Origin of the sequence: Erwinia aphidicola, from assembly GCF_014773485.1 — a bacterium.
Taxonomy (GTDB): Bacteria; Pseudomonadota; Gammaproteobacteria; order Enterobacterales; family Enterobacteriaceae; genus Erwinia; species Erwinia aphidicola.
Window position 1 is genome coordinate 304,778 of sequence record NZ_JACXBP010000007.1, and the last position, 19,398, is coordinate 324,175.

General features: G+C 57.5%; 18 protein-coding genes. 7 read left to right on the forward strand and 11 right to left on the reverse strand.

What is annotated here, in order from left to right:
- Positions 1-81: 81 nt before the first annotated feature.
- The 9 genes from ID864_RS18235 to ID864_RS18275 form a co-directional block, all read right to left on the reverse strand.
- Complete coding sequence (locus tag ID864_RS18235) at positions 82-879, reverse strand: SDR family oxidoreductase (protein WP_048916234.1); 798 nt, start codon at positions 877-879, stop codon at positions 82-84.
- Between the two features lie 72 nt (positions 880-951).
- Complete coding sequence (locus ID864_RS18240) at positions 952-2,466, reverse strand: FGGY family carbohydrate kinase (RefSeq protein WP_048916235.1); 1,515 nt, start codon at positions 2,464-2,466, stop codon at positions 952-954.
- The gene (locus ID864_RS18245; protein WP_062820952.1) at positions 2,459-3,526 is read right to left on the reverse strand and encodes an ABC transporter permease; all 1,068 of its coding nucleotides are present in this window, start codon (positions 3,524-3,526) and stop codon (positions 2,459-2,461) included. Before ID864_RS18245 ends, ID864_RS18240 begins: the two co-directional genes overlap by 8 nt.
- Positions 3,527-3,546: 20 nt before the next feature.
- Positions 3,547-5,097 (reverse strand): sugar ABC transporter ATP-binding protein, encoded by a 1,551-nt coding sequence (locus ID864_RS18250; RefSeq protein ID WP_099755210.1) that lies wholly within the window; start codon positions 5,095-5,097, stop codon positions 3,547-3,549.
- 11 nt (positions 5,098-5,108) lie between these two features.
- Positions 5,109-5,720 (reverse strand): DUF2291 family protein, encoded by a 612-nt coding sequence (locus ID864_RS18255; protein WP_048918588.1) that lies wholly within the window; start codon positions 5,718-5,720, stop codon positions 5,109-5,111.
- Positions 5,721-5,776: 56 nt separating this feature from the next.
- Positions 5,777-6,712: a D-ribose ABC transporter substrate-binding protein gene (locus ID864_RS18260; protein ID WP_048918589.1), complete on the reverse strand. Its 936-nt coding sequence runs from the start codon at positions 6,710-6,712 to the stop codon at positions 5,777-5,779.
- Positions 6,713-6,794: 82 nt separating this feature from the next.
- Positions 6,795-7,592, reverse strand: coding sequence for a GolD/DthD family dehydrogenase (locus ID864_RS18265; RefSeq protein ID WP_048918590.1), 798 nt, complete (start codon positions 7,590-7,592; stop codon positions 6,795-6,797).
- 15 nt (positions 7,593-7,607) lie between these two features.
- On the reverse strand, positions 7,608-8,525 hold the full coding sequence (locus ID864_RS18270) for a transketolase family protein (RefSeq protein ID WP_048918591.1): 918 nt from the start codon (positions 8,523-8,525) through the stop codon (positions 7,608-7,610).
- A 2-nt stretch (positions 8,526-8,527) separates the two neighbouring features.
- Entirely contained in the window at positions 8,528-9,331 is an 804-nt protein-coding gene (locus tag ID864_RS18275; RefSeq protein WP_048918595.1) for a transketolase, read from the reverse strand.
- Between the two features lie 378 nt (positions 9,332-9,709).
- Here ID864_RS18275 and ID864_RS18280 point away from each other — a divergent pair, with 378 nt between their 5' ends.
- The gene (locus ID864_RS18280) at positions 9,710-10,501 is read left to right on the forward strand and encodes a DeoR/GlpR family DNA-binding transcription regulator (RefSeq protein WP_048918592.1); all 792 of its coding nucleotides are present in this window, start codon (positions 9,710-9,712) and stop codon (positions 10,499-10,501) included.
- A 126-nt stretch (positions 10,502-10,627) separates the two neighbouring features.
- Here the strand turns inward: ID864_RS18280 and ID864_RS18285 are convergent, their stop codons facing one another.
- Together ID864_RS18285 and ID864_RS18290 are read right to left on the reverse strand one after the other, a co-directional pair.
- The gene (locus ID864_RS18285) at positions 10,628-11,047 is read right to left on the reverse strand and encodes a DUF1311 domain-containing protein (RefSeq protein ID WP_191150041.1); all 420 of its coding nucleotides are present in this window, start codon (positions 11,045-11,047) and stop codon (positions 10,628-10,630) included.
- Entirely contained in the window at positions 11,044-11,649 is a 606-nt protein-coding gene (locus ID864_RS18290; protein WP_191150042.1) for a pesticin C-terminus-like muramidase, read from the reverse strand. Before ID864_RS18290 ends, ID864_RS18285 begins: the two co-directional genes overlap by 4 nt.
- A 1,005-nt stretch (positions 11,650-12,654) precedes the next feature.
- On the opposite strand from ID864_RS18290, the gene ID864_RS18295 reads away from it, so the two are divergent.
- The 6 genes from ID864_RS18295 to ID864_RS18320 all read left to right on the forward strand — a co-directional run bounded on the left by ID864_RS18295 (position 12,655) and on the right by ID864_RS18320 (position 19,391).
- The gene (locus ID864_RS18295; RefSeq protein ID WP_318153235.1) at positions 12,655-13,248 is read left to right on the forward strand and encodes an SH3 domain-containing protein; all 594 of its coding nucleotides are present in this window, start codon (positions 12,655-12,657) and stop codon (positions 13,246-13,248) included.
- Positions 13,249-13,361: 113 nt separating this feature from the next.
- A complete protein-coding gene (gene icmH / locus ID864_RS18300; RefSeq protein WP_048916240.1) occupies positions 13,362-14,585 on the forward strand; it encodes a type IVB secretion system protein IcmH/DotU in 1,224 nt (407 codons plus the stop codon).
- Between the two features lies 1 nt (position 14,586).
- Positions 14,587-16,695, forward strand: a complete 2,109-nt coding sequence (gene tssM / locus ID864_RS18305; RefSeq protein ID WP_396018883.1) for a type VI secretion system membrane subunit TssM — start codon at positions 14,587-14,589, stop codon at positions 16,693-16,695.
- Positions 16,696-16,705: 10 nt separating this feature from the next.
- Entirely contained in the window at positions 16,706-17,404 is a 699-nt protein-coding gene (tagF, locus tag ID864_RS18310; RefSeq protein WP_048916242.1) for a type VI secretion system-associated protein TagF, read from the forward strand.
- 38 nt (positions 17,405-17,442) lie between these two features.
- Positions 17,443-18,618 carry a type VI secretion system-associated FHA domain protein TagH gene (gene tagH / locus ID864_RS18315; protein WP_048916243.1) on the forward strand — a complete coding sequence of 392 codons (1,176 nt, stop codon included), beginning with the start codon at positions 17,443-17,445 and terminating at the stop codon, positions 18,616-18,618.
- Positions 18,615-19,391, forward strand: a complete 777-nt coding sequence (locus ID864_RS18320) for a PP2C family protein-serine/threonine phosphatase (protein WP_062818284.1) — start codon at positions 18,615-18,617, stop codon at positions 19,389-19,391. The genes tagH and ID864_RS18320 overlap by 4 nt, the downstream gene beginning before the upstream one ends.
- Positions 19,392-19,398: the final 7 nt, after the last annotated feature.

Genomic DNA, 19,398 nt, shown 5'->3' on the forward strand with positions numbered 1-19,398 from the left:
TATTCGCGGGAAGGTCGGATTATCGGGCACGCCCGGAGCTTAAACCGTCGCGCCCACGGTAAAAAACGTCAAGGGTCCACCTCAGGACATAATCAGGCCACCGTCAACGTTAATGGTCTGCCCGGTAATGTAACGCGCATCGTCAGAAGCGAGGAATGCCACCAGCCCCGCGACGTCCTGTGGCTGCCCGGCGCGCTTCAGCGGAATGCCTTCCACCCATTCAGCCATCAGCTCACCCTTGCCGTATTTTTTACTGTCGCTGCTGAGGATCTCACCCCACACGCGATCGTTGTAGTCCCACATTTCACTCTCAATAATTCCCGGACAGAAAGCATTAACCGTGACGTTGTAACGTGCCAGCTCCTGCGAGAGGCTCTGGGTGATACCAATCACCCCCATTTTGCTGGCGGCGTAGTGCGGCGTATAGATAAAGCCCTGGCGGCCCTGTCCTGAGGAGGTGTTAATCAGGCTGCCCGACTGCTGTTTAACCATGTATTTTGCCGCTTCACGGCAGCACAGCCAGACGCCGGTGGTGTTAACCGCCAGAATTTTATCGAAGTCACTTTTCGGCATTTTGTCGAAGGTGTCGATAGTAATCACCCCGGCATTTTGGATCGAGACGTCGATGCTGCCAAAACGTTCGTTGGCCTGGCGGTAAAGCCCCTGCACCTGCTCTTCGTCGGTCACATCGACCTGCAGTGCCAGAATCTCGCTGCCGTGAGCCGCTTTCAATTTTTCGGCGGTGGCAAATACGCGTTCGGCGTTAGATACCATCACCAGGTTCGCGCCATCACGGGCAAAACGTTCCGCAATGCCGGCACCGATACCACGACAGGCCCCGGTAATCACCACGGTTTTTCCACTAAAATCTCGCTTCATCTGCTGCTCCTGTTGCAATATTCGTCGTTGACCGGCGGGTCGGGCATGCCCGACCCCTACGGGTATTGGCAATTAATTCGGGTTATTGCCCGGCTGCCACAGCGTGCGTTTCACCGCATCCTGCCAGCCCAGCCAGCTCTGCTGGCAGCGCTGATGCCGTTCGGCGTCGGGCTGCCACAGGTCATGCTGCGGCATCATTTCGCGCAGCTGACTGTCGTTGAGCTGACCGAGCGTGCGCCGTGCCAGCAGCCCGGCACCCAGCGCCGACAGCTCGGGCGTGCTGCTGCGCGCCACCGGGCAGCCCAGCAGGTCGGCCTGAAACTGCATCAGCCACGGGTTTTGCGTCGGCCCGCCGTCAACCATCAGTCGCTCCAGGCGGAAACCCGGGTGCTGACGCATCGCTGCAATCACATCGGCAATCTGGTAGGCGATCGCCTCCAGCGCGGCGCGGATCAGGTGCGCTGGCGTCACGCCACGGCTTAAACCGCAGATCATGCCGCGCGCCTGGTCATCCCACCACGGCGCGCCGGTTCCGGTCAGCGCCGGGACGAAATAGACGCCCAGCGTGGAATCGATGCTGGCCGGCAGTTCGTGCAGCGCCCGCGCCAGCACCTGCCCCTTACCGTCGGTCAAGCCGGTGGCCTGCGCCATCCACGCCACGCCGTCGCCGGTATGCGGAATATTGCCCTCAAGGCCGTAAACCAGGCGCTCGCCGTCGTGCCACGCCACCGTGGTCGCCAGGCTGGTGATGCTGGTGTCCGGGGTGTTAAGCGGCGCCATCACCGAGGATCCGGTGCCGTAGGTGGCTTTTACCCCGCCCGGGTCGCCCAAACCGTGACCGTAAAGCGCAGCATGAGAATCGCCCACCATCGCCATAATCGGCAGGCCATCGGCAATCCCTTCCAACCCGTGCGTGACGCCAAACAGGCTGCCGGACGGGCAGATCTCCGGCAGCGCCGCCGCCGGAATGCCAAACAGGGCCAGCATCGCCCCGTCCCACTGGCCGCTGTGCAGATTCAGCAGCTGGGTGCGCGCCGCATTGGAGGTATCACAGCGGAACTGCCGGCCGCCGCTGAGGTTCCACAGCAGCCAGGCATCAATAGTGCCGAGGCACAGCTCGCCATTTGCCGCACGGGCATGGCCATCGCTGACGTTATCCAGCAGCCAGCGCATCTTTGAGGCGGAGAACAGCGGCGCCACCGGCAGCCCGGTGACGGAGCGGATCAGCGCTTCCTGGCGATCGTGACGCAGCTGTTCGCAAAATGCCGCCGAACGCGAGCACTGCCAGGTCAGCGCCGGGCCAATCGGTTTACCGCTGTGGCGCTCCCAGCCGATGGCGGTTTCGCGCTGGTTGCTGATCGCCAGCGCCGCCACGTTCTCCTGGCCTACCGTATTCAGCACTTCGCGCAGCACCGTCAGCGAGGCATTAAGCAGCGTGAGGCCGTCCTGCTCCACCCAGCCCGGCTGCGGCGTCGCCACCGTCAGCGGGCGCGAGGCTTTCGCCACCACCTGACCGCGGGCATCAATCGCCACCGCTTTGACATTGCTGGTGCCTTCATCCAGCGCAATAATCAACGCTCTAGCCATGGCTAACCTCAGAGAGCGGCGCGGCCGCCTGCTTTTTTTCATGGCGACGCATCAGCACCACTTTGCTTTGCAGTTTCTGCTGGAACTGGTCGATGACCACGGCGGTCACGATAACCAGCCCTTTAATCACCATCTGCCAGAAGTCGCTCACGCCCATCATCACCATGCCATCGGCGAGGAAGACGATAACGAACGCGCCGATGATTGAACCGGAAACCCGCCCGCGCCCGCCCGCCAGCGCCGTTCCACCCAGCACCGTGGCACCGATAGCATCCATCTCAAACATGTTGCCGGTCATCGGGTGCGCGGTTTGCAGCTGCGACGCCACCACCAGCCCGACCAGCGCGGCGCACAGCCCGGAGAAGGCATAGACAAACACTTTGACTTTCACGATCGGCACACCCGCCAGGCGCGCCGCCGATTCGTTACCGCCGGCCGCATAGATGTAGCGGCCGAGCGGGGTTTTACGCGTGATATACAGACCGAGCAGCAGGAAACCGACCATCAGCCAGATCGGGAAGTAGACCCCAAGGAAGCTGCCGGACCCGAGCAGCGAGAAGCCGGTGTTGCCGAGCTGCGGCACGCCGACCAGGTTCGCGTAGGTGCTGCCGTCGTTGAACAGCAGGGCTGCACCGCGCGCCACATACATCATGCCGAGGGTACAGATAAACGGCGCCACGCCGAGACGGGTGATCACCGCGCCGTTGATAAAGCCCAGCAGGATGCCAAAAATGGCCACCGCAAGGATCACTTCCGGCACGTTGAGGAACAGCACCTGCCCGCCCCAGATCGGCACGCCGTTGGTCAGCAGCGCACCGGCCACCATGCCGCAGATCCCCGCCACCGCGCCGACCGACAGGTCAATCCCGCCAGTGAGGATCACCAGCGTCATGCCAATCGCCAGCAGCCCGGTGATCGCCACGTGCTGGGTCATGATCAGCAGGTTGGACGTAGTGAGAAAGTTCGGCACCATCACGCTGAAAAAGCCGACGACAATCAGCAACGCAATAAAGGTTCTGGCCTTCAGCAGGTACATATAGAGCAAATATTTCTGATTCATTTTGTCTTCCTCAAGCCAGCTTATTCGTGCGGTGTCGACGCAGTAATTAACCCTTCGCGCGTAGCGTCAGCACGCAGCAGGTCGGCAGCAATACGGCCATCGGCCATCACCAAAATGCGGTCGGCCAGCGCCATCACTTCATCCAGTTCGGACGAGGAGAACATCACCGCCAGGCCTTGATGCGCCATTTTGCCAATCAGTTGATAGACGTCAGTTTTGGCGCCGACATCGATACCGCGCGTTGGCTCATCCAGCAGCACCACCTGCGGGCCGGTCATCAGCGCCTTACCCAGCACCACTTTCTGCTGGTTGCCACCGCTCAGCGAGGTGATCGGCAGCTCGGTATCGCTGACTTTGATCGCCAGGCGCTGCACCATATCGTCCACTTTTTCGCTCTCCTGCTGCGGGCGCAGCAGGCCCAACGCCCGGCGAAAACCGCGCAGGCTGAGGTCGCTCAGCGTCATATTGGTTTTGATCGACATCATGCCGATCATCCCCTCGCCTTTGCGATCCTCCGGCACCAGCGCAATGCCTTTTTTCAGGCGGTACTGGAAGTCGCGCTTGTCGAGGCACTCGCCGTTGAGGTTGATACTGCCGTGCTCGCAGCCCATCAGGCCAATCAGCCCTTTAAACAGCTCGGTGCGCCCGGCGCCCAGCAGGCCGTAAATGCCCACCACTTCACCCTTGCGCAAATTGAAGGAGACTTCGTTCAGCTTGTAGCCGCCGTCCTGGCGCAGCGCGGTCAGCCCGTCCACCTCCAGTACCACCTCACCCTGCTGCGCCGCCGAGTAATCAAACTGTTTTTTCTTATCGCCGACCATCTGGGCGATAATCCACGGCACGCTGGCGTCACGCACTTCACGCTCGCTTATAAAGCGGCCGTCGCGAAAAATAGTGATGTGATCGCCAATCTCCATCAGCTCTTCCAGGCGGTGAGAGATGTAGATAATGGTGACGCCGCGCCGCTTGAGAGCGGCAATCACGTTGAACAGCACTTTCACTTCCGACTGGCTGAGCGCCGAGGTCGGCTCGTCCATAATCAGTACCCGGGTGTCTTTCGACAGCGCACGCGCAATCTCCACCAGCTGCTGGTGGCCGATGCCCAGTTCCCCGAGCGGCGCATAAGGATCGACATCCAGCTCCAGCCGTTCCAGCAGGGCTTTCGCCAGCTGGTACTGATATTTTTCGTTAATCCGGCCACGCTGGAAAAATTCATTACCGATAAAGATGTTGTCCATCACGTTCATATTCGGGAACAGATTCAGTTCCTGAAAAATAATGCTGATACCGTGCTTTTCGGCCTGCTGCGTCGAGTGCAGCGAGACGGCTTCACCGTCGAGGAAAATCTGGCCGGAGGAGGGTACTTCCACCCCGGCAAGCATTTTCATCATCGTTGACTTTCCCGCGCCGTTCTCGCCGATCAGCACGTTGACCTTGTTGCGATAGACGCGATAGTTGACCTGGTCCAGCGCGGTAACGCCGGGATAGATGCGCGAGACGTTGCGCGTTTCAATAATCACTTCTGACTGCTGTTCCGCGTGCGGCAGCACGTCAATCTGATGTTCAGCCATCATGACCTCCTCTACTGACGAACCACGCGGGCCGGTGTCACGTCCGGTGGGGTCTGTGGCACATCCCAGCTGCTGAAGACGCCGTCCACTTCCACCTTATCGCCCACTTTCGGCTGCAGTTTTTTCACCTCTTCAGAGGCGAGGTTATTGATGGCGCGACCGTAATCGCCAAACAGCACCTGATCGTTGAAGTCCTGATAGCTGGAGCCTTTATAGACATCGCGCAGTGCGGTGCCGCGAATAATCGGGCCAATCTGCACCACCACATCCTGACCGCTCAGGTCTTTCACCGTCATTTTTCCGCTGCGCGAGGTGGTATTCACTTTACTGACGGTGCCCTGCACTTTTACCGTAAAGATGCACGGGTTCTCATCCTGGCTGCGGTAACCCAGGGTTTTACACGCCGTGTCAAAATCTTTCGCCGCCGCCAGCGAGCTCATCAGCTCACCCAGCGGTTTCGCTTCACTGAGTACCTGCGGCACAATTTTTTGCTGATAAGTCGCGGTGACGTTGGCCATTGCCGGGTTGGGCGGATTTTTTAAATCGGCCAACTCCTGCTGCGACACAATACGACAGCCCCCGAGGGCTAAAGCGGCCATTGCCAGCCAGACTCGCCTGGACATAACTCTTCTCCTTTGCGCCCCCGCAGGGGCGCAGCAACTTCGATGAAAACGTTAACTCAGGATTTGAAATTAAAGTCCTGCACTTTGTCCGCGTTGTCCTTGTTGATCAGGATGCCGCGGAACATCACGCGCTGTTTCTCGGGTTTGGTGCCTTTCTGCAGGAAATTATCGATGTCGGTCACGCCCTGGGCTGCAATGGCCTGCGCCTGCAGCATCACGGTGGCCTGCAGCGTACCGGCTTTGACGGCTTCGCGTTCGTCGTTGCTGCCGTCGATGCCGACAACAATTACGTCGCTACGGCCAGCGGCTTTCAGCGCGGCAATCGCCCCCAGCGCCACCGGACCGTTACCGCAAATCACCCCTTTCACATCCGGGTGCGCCTGCAGAATACTGTCCATGATGCGCTTGCCGTCGATCAGGGTGCCTTTGGCATCCTGTTTCGCCACGCTCTTCAGATCAGGGTACTGATCCAGCACTTCATGGAATGATTTGGAACGGGTCACGCAGTTGTTGTCGGCGAGGTTACAGGTCAACTCGGCATATTTGCCCTTCTCTCCCATTTTCTCCACGAACACGTTGGCAACGTCAGAACCCGCCTGGAAGTTGTTGTGGGTGATCTGCTCCAGCGCCACGTTGTCGACCGGGATTTCACGGTTAATCAGCACCACCGGAATACCGGCGTCCTTGGCTTTCTGGATAGCGGCTACGCTGGCCGTCGAGTCGGCGTTGTCGAGGATAATGCCCTGCACTTTTTTACCGATAGCGGCATCAATCAGCTCGCTTTGCTTCTTCACATCTTCACCGTGCGACAGCACCGAGGTTTTGTACCCCAGCTCCTGAGCTTTCAGGTTGGCACCCTTGGCTTCCGAGGCGTAATACGGGTTATCCAGTGAGTTAACGAGGATCATGATAGTGCCTTTCTCAGCGGCAGAAGCCGCGTGGGAGAAGGCGCAGGCAGTTGCAAGGGCAAGCAGAGTTAAACGCATTTTCATATTGATGTTCTCTTATAATGTTATGTGTAGGTACAGCATCTTTACTCACGTTCTCTGGTCTGGGCGAAGCACTGACTAAGTGTTACCAAATTGTAAAACCGCCATCGATCATCAGATCGGCGCCGGTGATCATGTCGCTACCGTTGCTGGCAAAGAACAGCACGGCAGCGGCGATTTCATCCGTGTAGGCAAAGCGTCCCATTGGAATCAGTTTCTTCATCGCTTCCCCTTTTTCGCCGCGCCAGGCTTTTTCGCCCATCGGCGTCAGCACTACGGTTGGCGACAGGGTATTCACGTTGATTTTGTGTGGCGCGAACTCTTTCGCCATCACTTTAGTCATGCCGAGCAGACCGGCTTTTGCCGAGGTGTAGGCCACATGGTTATCGATAGCGATCGACGCCGCCTGTGAAGCAATATTGATAATCTTGCCGCCGTTACCGGCCTTAACCATGCGTTTTGCCACCGCCTGCGAGCAGAGGAACGGCCCGGTCAGGTTAACCGCCACCTGCTTCTGCCACTCGTCGAAGTCCGTTTCCAGCACCGATTGCAGCATCACGTAACCTGCGCAGTTCACCAGAATATCGATCTTGCCGTAGTGGGCTTCCACTTGCGCAATCGCCTGTTCTACCGAATGCGGGTCGGTGACGTCGCACTGCACAAACTGTACGCGGTCCGATGCGAACTGCCCGGCGATATCGGCGACTTTACTCTGCTCAAAGGCCGGATAAAGCAGCGCCAGGCTGGCGCCCTTCTCCAGCAGCATCTGATTACTGGCCATCGCGATGCCGCCCAGACCGCCGGTCACCACCGCCACTTTACCGGTCAGATCGCCTTTGGTGTCCACGCCGTAGCGCAGGTTTACGTCATATTCGTTGCTCATTTTCCTGCTTCTCCCTTATGCGGCGGCGACTAGTTGTTCTAAGGTGGCGCGCAGCCCGTCGGCATCAATGCGGAACTGGCGGCGCAGCGCAGCGCGGCTGCTGCTGTGGGTAAATTCATACGGCGGAATACCCAGCGGGATAAAGCGCTGACGCAGGCCGTGTTGGTGCAGCATTTCGCCGATAATGCTGCTCAGGCCGCCGCTCAGCACGTGCTCTTCCATAGTGATCACCTGCGAATGCGCAGCAATCAGCTTGACCACGGCATGCGTATCCAGTGGCCACAGTGACGGCAGGGAAACGATGGTGATGCTGTCATCTTTTGCCGCCAGCGCTTCATGTGCCAGCGTGCCCATGCAGAACACCACGGTCTCTTTGCCCTGCTGGAGCACTTCCGGCTTACCGGGAATAAACTGGTAACTTTCATCGTGCAGCAGCGGCACTTTGTCGCTGTCCATGCGAATATATACCGGGCCTTTATGGCTGATGGCATGGCGCGCAATCGCGCTGGCCTGAATCGCGTCCGCCGGGGCAAAAATTTGCAGATTACCCATCGAGCGGGCGATGGCGATATCGTTAGTACAGTGGTGCGTCGCGCCCAGCGGGCCATAGGCGAAACCGGCATTCAGGCCGAGCATTTTGACGTTGGTTTCGGAGTAGCAAACGTCATTTTTCAGCTGCTCGTTAGAGCGGGCAAACAGGAAAGGTGCCGCGTTGGCGGTAAATACCGTGCGGCCACTCAGCGCCACACCGGCGGCCATGCCGACCATGTTCTGCTCGGCAATGCCGACGTTGATCACCCGGTCCGGAAACGCTTTTTCGAACGGGGCGATTTTGGACGTTGAGGTGGAGTCAGCCACCATCACGCTGAGATCGGCGCCGCGGTTCTGCTCTTCCACCAGCGTATTAATAACTGCATCGCGTAAGTCTTGCATGATTACTCCTCCAGCTCGGCTAACCCAAGGGCCAGCTGCTCATCGTTCGGGACGGCGTGATGCCAGGCGGGGACGTTGGCCATAAAGGAGATGCCGTGCCCTTTCTCGGTGTTGGCCAAAATAACGCGCGGTTTGCCGATGCCCGGCTGATTGACCGCGGCGGCAATCGCCTGGGGATCGTGGCCATCGCACTCCAGCACTTCAAAGCCAAACGCCAGCCATTTGTCCGCCAGCGGCTCCAGCGGCATGATCTCTTCGGTCTTACCCGCCAGCTGCAGGCGGTTGCGGTCAACGATAGCGATCAGGTTTTCCAGCTTGAACTTGCTGGCTGACATTGCCGCTTCCCAGTTTGATCCTTCCGCCAGTTCGCCATCGCCCAGCAGCACGAAAGCGCGGCGATGCGCACGGCCAGAAAGTTTGTTACCCAGCGCCAGGCCTACGCCAATAGACAGGCCGTGGCCCAGGCCGCCGGAGTTAATTTCCACCAGTTCAGGCAGCTTCTGGTGAATCGGGTGGCCGGCCAGCAGCGTGTCGTCGCCCATAAACTGGTCGAGGATCGCCGGGTCCAGCAGGCCCATCGCCGCAGCGCTGCAGTACAAGCCGCCCGCACCGTGCCCCTTGGAGAGGATGAAGCGGTCCTGATCTGGACGGGCGCTGCTACGGTCCATCACCGCCATAAACAGCGTACAGATGATGTCCACCTCAGAGAGGTCGGCACCGGTGTGACCTTTACCTGCCCGATGATTCATTTGCAGTACATAGCGCCGGGCCTGACGCGCAGTCTGTTTGATTGCCTGAAAGTCCATCATTACCTCTTCATCAATGGCGCCGCGCTGAATAGCATGCTGATACGACAGTCAACTGCGGCAAACTCGTTTTCGAATAAAAATATACGCTATCGTTTGTAATCATATTGTGGGGTAGATCATAATTCAAACAAAAGCCGCGCAAATTATTAACCCGTTGTATTTGTTATGGTTAGATTGCTGATATGGGTGTTACCGCTAAACAATATGGATAAAAAGTGAAGTAAATCAATTGCATGACCTTGATTGGGCTTTCATTCGAAAATCGATAGTGATTTTCGCTCTGCTCGCAATTGGCGCATCCGGGGGTTACTATTTGACGCAGAGTCGGGCTGGCACGCATAAAAGGCCAGTAATCAGGCAAATGGAGTGTTTCACTTGAAAAGCAAAAATGAACAATTGGCTGATATGCAGCAACGACGAGAGAAAATCCTCGAAATGATCCGTGAGGACGGTACGGTCACGGTGAAATTGCTGACGGAGACCTTCGGCTTGACCGAAGCGACAATCCGCACAGACCTGCGCATGTTGCAGAAAGAGGGATATGTGCAGCGTTATCACGGCGGTGCCACGCTGATGACCGGTAAGCAGAATACCGGCGCGCTGCTGCTGGAGCGCCAGACGCATCTGGATGCCAAAGATGCCATTGGCCGCCTGGCGGCGCAGCATATCGAAAACGGCGATACGGTGATTTTCGATTCCGGCACCACCACCACCGCCATTGCCAATCATATGAACCATATTCGGCGGCTGTCGGTGGTGACCACAGCGGTGAATATTGCGCTGAAGCTGGGCGGCGAGCCGGGCATCAATATCCTGCTGACCGGCGGCACGTTTAAATTCCCCACGCTCTCCACCTCTGGCGATAAAGCCGCCAGCTTTTTTGAGAACGTGCTGGCCGAGAAGCTGTTTCTTGCCACTGCCTGTATTTCACCGCGCCTCGGTTTAAGCTTCCCCAGCGAGACCGATATCAAGGTGAAAACGGCGATGATCAACTGTGCCAGTACCATCTATGTGGTAGCCGACTCGAGTAAAATCGACAAGGTGTCGATGTTTGCCCTGCCGTGTGAGTGGAGCAAGATCCACTACCTGATCACCGACAGCGGCATTACTCCGGAGGCGGTGCAGGCTTTCGAAGCGCTGGGCGTCAAGGTGCTGGTGGCGGACTAAAAAATTTGGACGGTCGACTGCAAGATGCCAAAGTGCGACAGGTTGCTTACATCTAACATCTGGCAGTGGAATATGACAAGCGGGTGCATGACCATGCACCCGCTGTGAGTTTGTTCATTCCTTAGCTCATAATTGATAAGCCTTGTAATAGATGATCCTTTGCTGATAGCCCTTCACTAAGCATGCGCTATAGTCTGACTGGTAAGCATAGCTTCCTTTAATATCCAGCTGCGCTATCGCCATACACTCATTTTTTATAAAGTCATCCCAGTTTTTTTTTGCAGCCAGTACTGAATGATGGAAGTCAGCAAAGTTATTAAAAGAGGAGTTTGAAGAAATAATCTTATTTAGAAAATTGTTAAATTCTCTTTCATACTCAGTCTGTTTTTTGTTAGAAAGATCCTCCATACAGCCTTGTACCGCTTGAGACATAGGCTTGCTGTAACAACTCTCTACCGTTTCATTCTTGAAATAATCAATCTTATCCTCAGCATCTGAGGCTGTAACAGATAGCATCAAAACAGCCAAAACTCTATATTTTATCATTTCATGCGGCTCTTTATGTAGCCAATACGGTCTCTCGCAGCTTCATCATGGGAGAGCGACACACTGTTCTTAATAAGGTTAATGACATCATTCTTTTGATTCTTACCAATTACGGAGATCATATCAGGCCGCAACCTACCCTGATATAACATATCAACAACCACGTCTTTGAGCGTACTATCAAGGTTCCCCCAGCTAACTGAATCAGACTTCTTGTGTCTATTGTAAAAACACTCAGCATCTTTAGAGTAGCGCTGATAGAGAGAGTCGAATATTCTCAGTTGTTGTGACTCGGTTATTTCGCCTACATCAATTCTGTTTTCTCTAACAAAATCCCCTGCCTGGCAATGCGTAAGTTTAGAACCCTCAGCTATTTTTTTTGCCTGTTCCTTAAGTATGCCTGCCATGGCCAACATATGCATGACCTCTTCCTTAGAACGCCCACCCAGATCCAACCCTCTTCCTATAGTCACACCTGAGTTATTTTTGGAACAGCTCGCTCTGTTTCCGGGCCAATGAATTTTACGGGAATAATATGCACTACCTGAATCATTGTTACCTTCAGCTCTGAAGGTCAAAAGTCCTTCCTTTGGCTCTAACATTGCAATCTCCATATCATTTATTCAGTCATTTAGTCACTGAAAAACTGACTCTCACATTATTCTAACCTTTAAAACTATCACAGTGGTTTTTTAACGAAAAACTATAGATTTTTATTACAAATAAATTCTGAGTGTTGTATTTATTCCCTGCTTTGATTGTTCAATAGGCATATTCGTTGTCTTTAAGATCCTATCTCTGCATAGCGCTATCCGATGAACAGCATGATATGAGGTGGCCTGCATCAATTATTGACTGCGTTAAGCCATCGCTATTGGGAGCAGGCGATGGATCAGGCCAGAAGTTAGCCTATAAAAAAAGGCGTCCGCCATGCTGAGTCAGCTGCTGGCCGGACGCCTTAATCCAAAGCACTCGCTTCACGTTGTGCGAAACAAATGCGTAAGGGTTTACCACTTCCCACTTCTGACGTTGCAACTGCTGTGCCAGTTCCCCGACAGGATACTTTTCTGGCGCTTTTCAGCCACTAAACAGTTTAAAGCCGGGGCGATCCTGCCCTTTTTGCCCCTCACTGAGGCACAAGTGCACGTTTTTTGTGCAGCCTGTTATCTACGGCAGCAGATCTTTCTGGCATTTTGCTGAAAATTTTAAGCCAGCGTGCCAGTTGATTGCGCTAGCAAATAATTAGCGCTTTTAACCCTTTGAAGCTGAAGCGTTTAGCAATGCGCTTGAGATACCCGCACCTGCACATTTAATAGTATAAAAATCCGTTATCGCCATTAATCAAATTGCCGTTTTGTCACCTTTCAGGCAAACTCTGTCACGCCTAAAGTTCGCAGTAACATGTTCGCCGCGCCCCCGCAATGGTTTCCATTCCCAAAAGCGTCAGGTAGACTGATTGCAGATTTATCTTTATGTAAACCCGAGCAATTTTTTACCTGACGCTGACCGGACTTTTTTAGCCCGTCGCAGGCGATTAGGGTGGCTCAGCGCCGCAGCTTTGCGCCTGAAAAGAACCAGATTTTTTGATGATATTCACGAGGACCAATGTGAAAATTAGCATCGCGTTTACCCTGTTAGCCGTGCTCACCTTAGCGGGATGCAAAACACCTCCGCCGCCTGTTGGCGATGATACGATTGTCACCAGTGAAGTTGACGGCGTGAAGCTCAGCCACCGTCATGCGGTGCTGCCGCCAAAATCATTTACCCCGGTGAACGCTGAGTATCGCGCGCTCTATAATGCTTCCGTCATGACCAGCCCGGACTACAGCGGCAAAGTCGTGCGTTATCTGGAAAACGGTAAGCCATTTATCGTACTCGGCGAGGTTGAAAACCGCTGGCTGGCGATTGCCGACGTGCCAGAGAAAGCCGAAGCAAAGGCGGAAGCTGAGGCCGAAGCGAAACCTGATGCAGTGCCCGATGCCAAAGCCCCTGCCGAAGCCGGTGCAGCTGAAGAAAAACTGCCGCAGCTGATTGGCTACGTGCCGCTGAAAGCCGGGGTAAAGAGTGAGCTTTATGACGCCACTCTGCGCAGCGATCGTCCGCGTCCACGTAATAAAAATAATAAAAAAGTCTGCGTCGACGTGGGCGGACAGAGTAAAGCCTGTCGCAATAATGATACGGCGACCTGGATCCTGGAATAGTTGCCTGGCGCGCTACAGCCTGCTGCCAGGGAGGGCAGCAACAGTCCCCATCTACCCTCTGGTGAAGCCCCTTTTTTTGCCAGCTGGCACACAGCCGAGACTAACAAATCCTGATGACGTTGGAACTTCCCGCTGACCCAGCCACTCCGGTCAGCACAGACAATCCCCTGATTACAGCAGCGTCACCGCTGCTGAATGCCATCGTGCAAATCCGCCTGGCGGCCACGCATGACGATCCCGCCGGGCTGCGCCATCAGCTGATCGACGAAATGCGCCAGTTCGAGAGCCGCTGCAAGCAGGCAGCCATGCCGTTCGAGATGATCATCGGCGCCCGCTACTGCCTGTGTGCGGTACTGGACGAAGCCGCGGCGCAAACGCCATGGGGCAGCCGTGGCGTCTGGTCCGGCAGCGGCCTGCTGGTCACTTTCCATAACGAGAGCTGGGGCGGCGAGAAAGTTTTTCAGCTGCTGGCGCGCATTTCGCAAAACCCGGCGCAGCATCTCTGGCTGCTGGAATTGATCCACTACTGCTTACTGCTGGGATACGAGGGGCGCTATCGCGGCATGGATAATGGTCGTCTGCAGCGTGATGCCGTACGCAACCGGCTGGCGCAGCTGATCGCCGACGTGCGCGGCACCGCCCCGCTGCCACCGCTGCAGGTGGCTGAGGGCGCGCAGCACAATGCGCTGTGGCGCCCGCCGGTGCCGCTCTGGGCCTGCACCACCATGGCGGCGTTTATCGCCTGCCTTATCTTCTCCGGTCTTAACTGGCGGCTGGGTAACGCCGCCGAGCCGCTGCTGCGCGCTATCTGGCAGGTACCGCTGCCGAAAGTGGTGGCCGGTCAGCGCGGTGCCGCTCCGCAGGCGTTGATAGACCTGCGCCAGCGCCTGAGCGATCTGATTGCCGCTCGCCAGCTCGACGTCACCGACAGCGCCAACGGCAGTAAAGTGATTATCGCCGCCGACCGCCTGTTTAGCTCGCCTGCTACCGTCCTGTCGCCCGAAGGCCGGGCGCTGGTGGCGCGCGTTGCAACGGCGATGGAGTCAGGTAAAGGCACGATTGTCGTCAGCGTGTTCACCGACGATCGGCATATTCGCTCCAGCCGCTTCCCCTCAAACTACGAATACTCTACCGCTCAGGCTCGGGCCATCAGCACCATGATGGCGCAGATGATCGCCCAGCAGGGGATCAGCATACGTGCTCAGGGGCGTGGGGACAGCGGTGCGCTGCTGCCTAACGATAGTCCGGAAAATCGGGCGCAGAACCGCCGTGTCGAAATCACCCTGTTTGCTGCTCCGGATAGCGATGACAGCAGCCCAACTACGGGGAAAAAATAAGTTGAAAACCTTTTTCTCATGGCTTTCCAGCCGCCTGCTGTGGGGCCTGCTTGGGATCACCTCGCTTTCCGCCCTGATCTGGATGGTTGGCCCGCTGCTGACCTTTACCCGCTTCCAGGCGCTGGAAAGCCCGCTGAACCGCCAGCTGCTGATTGGCCTGTGCTATTTCCTTTGGGTGCTGTTCCAGCTGATCCCTCAGCTCTACCGCGCCTGGTTCAACAGCAAGCTGCTGACCCGCCTGCAGCTCAGCAACAGCGACCATGCGGAGCTGCAGGCCACTGGCGAAATGCTTGATAACCGCTTTAGCGAAGCGGCGCTGCTGCTGAAGAAAACCCAGTTCGGCAAGCGCGATAAAGGGTTCCAGCGCTTCAGCGCCCAGTACCTTTATCAGCTGCCGTGGTATTTGATTGTTGGCGCACCCGGTGCCGGTAAGACCACCGCGCTGATCAACTCCGGGCTGGAGTTTCCCCTTAGCGACGCGCTGGGTAAAACCGCACTGCGCGGCGTGGGCGGCACGCGTCACTGCGACTGGTGGTTCACCGACCGGGCCGTGCTGCTGGACACCGCCGGGCGCTACACCCTGCAGGAGAGCCAGCGCGTGCGCGATGCCAGCGAGTGGCAGACCTTTATCACGCTGCTGAAGCGCTACCGACCGCGCCAGCCGATCAATGGCGTGATCATGACCATCAGCGTCGCCGACCTGTTAAGCGACTCCGCAGAAGTGCGTCACGCCCAGGCCAGCGCCCTGCGCAAGCGTATGGCGGAGCTGCATCAGCAAACCGGGATCCACTTCCCGGTGTATATCATGGTGACCAAAACAGACCTGCTGAAAGGCTTTATGAGCTACTTTGCGCGGCTGGATAAGAGCCAGCGCGACCGGATCTGGGGCTTTACCTTCCCGTGGGAGGCCAGCCGCCAGAGCGAGCACCGCCTTAATGCGCTGTTTGAACAGCAGTTCAGCCTGCTCAATGCGCGGCTGATGAGCGATCTGAGCGGTAAAATGGCGCAGGAAGGTGACCTGACGCTGCGCGCCGAGTGCTTCCAGTTCCCGCAGGAGTTTCGCGCTCTGCGCCCGCTGCTGGCTGAATATCTCGATATCGTCTTTACCCCGGACAATGACGACGTTCCCTGGTCGGCGCGCGGCCTGTTCTTTACCAGCGGAACGCAGGAAGGCTTGCCGTTTGACCGCGTGATGGGCGAACTGTCGCGTAAGCTCCAGCTGCCGCAGGCTCAGGGCCAGTCGATTGCCAGCTGGGACAGCGTCAACCGCAGCGCGCCGATCCCGGCCAACAAGGGCCAGAGCTTCTTTATCCGCGGGCTGCTCAGCGATGTGGTATTTAAAGAGAGCCGCCTGGCCGGCAGCGACCGCCGCTGGGAGCACCGTAACCGCCTGCTGCACTGGACCGGCTACAGCACGCTGGCGGTTGCCCTGCTGGCTGCTTCGGCACTCTGGCTGACCAGCTACTACAAGAACCACCATTATTTGCAGGAAGTCGCTACCCGCCTGCCTGCCGTCAACCAAGCGGCCACGCGGCTGACGCAGGATAATCACGGGGATATTGTGGATCTGCTACCCTTCTTAAACAGCCTGGTTTCCCTGCCGCAGAGTCAGGCATTCGCGCTGGATAAGCCGCCGCTCACCCTGCGCGGTGGCCTGTATCGCGGCGACCAGATTAGCGAGGCCGCCTGGGGACTGTATCAGGGCGCGCTGAAGTCGCTGCTGTTGCCGCGTGTCGCCCAGACGATTACCCAGACGCTGCGCAGCGACAGCGGCGAAGATGCCGAGTTCAGCCGTAATGCGCTGCGCGCTTATCAAATGCTCTACCAGCCGCGCAGCTATGACGGTGAGTTTTTACGCGGCTGGGTGATGCAGAACCTGCAGCGCAGCCTGCCGGCCAGTGTGACCACGCGCCAGCTGCAGCAGCTGGACTGGCACCTCAGCCAGCTGCTTGACCGCCAGATCCTCAGTTCACCTTATCTGCGTGATAATGCGCTGATGATGAAGAAGCTGTCGCTTAATCTGGAGAATGCCGGGCATCAGGCTGACCCTGACGAGCCGCTGGCGGTGTTAAAGCCCGTTAGTGGACAAACTGCCGCATTGCATAAATAAGGTCATCACTATGGCAGCCAATAATGACCTGGGATGGTATGGCAAATTGCCGACAGCGGGCGATTTTTTGCAGCACCGGATGCCGGAAGCACTGATTAACAGCTGGTCCAACTGGTTCCAGCTCGGGCTGATCCACTGGCATCACCATCATGATGGCGCCAGCGATCTGTTCAGCCAGGCGCCGGTGTGGAATTTTGCCCTGCCCGCCACCCTTGGGGTGCAGCGGGTGCAGCTGGGCTGCCTGATGCCGTCACGCGACCGCGTCGGGCGCGCCTGGCCGCTGCTGGTGCTGCAAAGCGTGCCGATGAAATACTGGCACCCGGCACAGCTGGCGATCTCCGGTGACTGGTTCCAGGAAGTGGGCTCCACCATGGTTCAGGCGGTGCAGCAGCGGCATACTGCAGAGTGGCTGGAGCAGGCGCTGTGCGGCATTGCTCCGCTGTCGCTGCCTGACACCGGGCGCTCCGATATTATGGACGTGATTGGTTACCAGGATCTGCCCTGCACGCTCGACTGGCGCGAAGTCGCAACGCGTTTTGACCCATTACAGTACACCAGCTACTGGTGGACCAATCAGAGCGACGGCTACCCGCTGGCCAGCCATAAACACAGCGGCAACCTGACCGCACAGCTCTTTTCACAACTCTTTCATCCGGCTGCTGCAGCGCAGCCGGGCCGTCATGGGCTCTATCCACCGATGTTTGAATAGAGTCATTTGGCCCTGGGGCCTCAGTGCAGGAAACGCGCATGCGATTGACCATTTTGCAGAACCAGGCCGAGGCTCCGGTAGCCACCTGTGATTTTGTGCCGCCTGGCGGCACCATTGGCCGCAGCGTCGATAATGACCTGGTGTTGCCCGATCCCGATCGGGCGATTTCCCGCCTGCAGGCGCTGGTACACGTTGCCGCTAACGGCGACTGTCGCCTGACCAATCAGGGCAGCGTCATCGCCGTGATCCACAACGGCAACGAACTGACGCGCGGCAGCCAGGTGATGCTCGATCACGGTGATACGCTGTCGATTGGCTCATACCAGATTGGCGTCAGCGACCCGCTGCGCGCCGCTCAGCCGGACGCTACGCCGGCGTTTGATGACCCGCTGTCGCTGTTTGAGGATGATGGCGCGGGCAATGACCAACTGTTGGCGATGCAGCCGCTGGCCAGCAGCCCGCTGCCGGTGCAGGACGGACTGAGTGCCGAAGAGCAGGAGCTGCGCGCGCAGCGTCAGGCCGTGGGTCGCCTCGGCATTGACCCGGTCGCACACGACGCTCCGCCGGTAGAGCCAGGCGCAGCTGCGCAGGGCAACCGTGAGCAGCGCCTGATGGCCGCGCTGCTGGAGGGGATGGGGCTGGATACCACGCTGGATAAAACCCCGCTGACGGAAGATCAGATGCGCACCACCGGACGGATGCTGAGCCTGTTTTCCCAGGGCACGGTGGCGCTGCTCTCCTCCCGCTCGATCCTCAAACGCGGGGTGAAGGCGGAGATGACCATGATCCTCAACGAGGCCAATAATCCGTTTAAGATCCTGCCGTCCGGCAAAACCGTGCTGATGCAGATTTACCAGAGCCAGATGCCCGGCTTTATGCAGCCGGAGCAGGCGGTGCGCGATGCGCTGGTCGACCTGCAGGCCCACCAGCTGGGGATGATTGCCGGGATCCGCGCCATCATCGCCGCCATGCTGCAGTCGTTTAATCCGCAGCGGCTGGAGGAGCACGCCAGGCGCGATGGCGTGATGCCGCGTTTCGCCCTCAGCAGCGCAAAGAAGGCCCAGCTGTGGGACTACTTCATGCGCCACTATCAAAACACCTCGGGCGAAATTGAGGATGATTTCCACACCCTGTTTGGAGAAGCGTTCCTGCAGGCCTACGACATGGAAGTGAATCAATACAAAGACTCACAAACCCGACCGGAAGACGTATGAATATCAATTTTTCCAGCACCTCGCAGATCGGCGCGCGCGTGAGCAATCAGGACACCACGGGAGCCCTGTTAGGCGACCACCATGCCTGTTTTATGGTCTGTGATGGCGTGGCGGGCAACGCGGGCGGCGAGCTGGCGGCCCGCATCGCGCGCGACACGCTGCTGGCTCAGCTGGACGGCGACAGGCCGTTTCAACCTCAAAATACCGCCACCCTGGTCGAAAATACCGAGCTGGCGATACGCGCGGCGCAGCGGAATAATCTGAATTACAGCCAGATGAGCACCACCCTGGCGGCGCTGTTTATCGACCGCGATGCGCTGCAGGCCTGGTGGGTACACGCCGGTGACAGCCGGGTTTATCACTTCCGCCGGGGTCTGATCCATGCGGTGACTCGTGACCATAGTCTGGCCCAGCAGCTGCAGGATGCTGGCTATGAAAATACCGGAATTAACAGTAATTTACTTTATAATGCGCTCGGCGCAGATGTCTCCCATCCCCACGGCTACAGCGAAGTGCTGCCGCTGGAAGATGGGGATGCATTTTTGGTCTGCACCGACGGTTTCTGGAGCAACCTCACGCCGGGTGAAATGGAGCAGGCGCTGCGCATGGTGAATTCACCGCAGGAGTGGCTGGCGCTGATGCAGAAAGCCATCGATCGCAGCGCAAAAACCGATAACCTGAGCGCCGTAGCCGTCTGGGTTGGCTCGCCGCAGGAAACCACATTACTCTTTTCGATGGCGGATTCGGCTCGTTTTCTCCCGCCACGCGATTAATACCAAG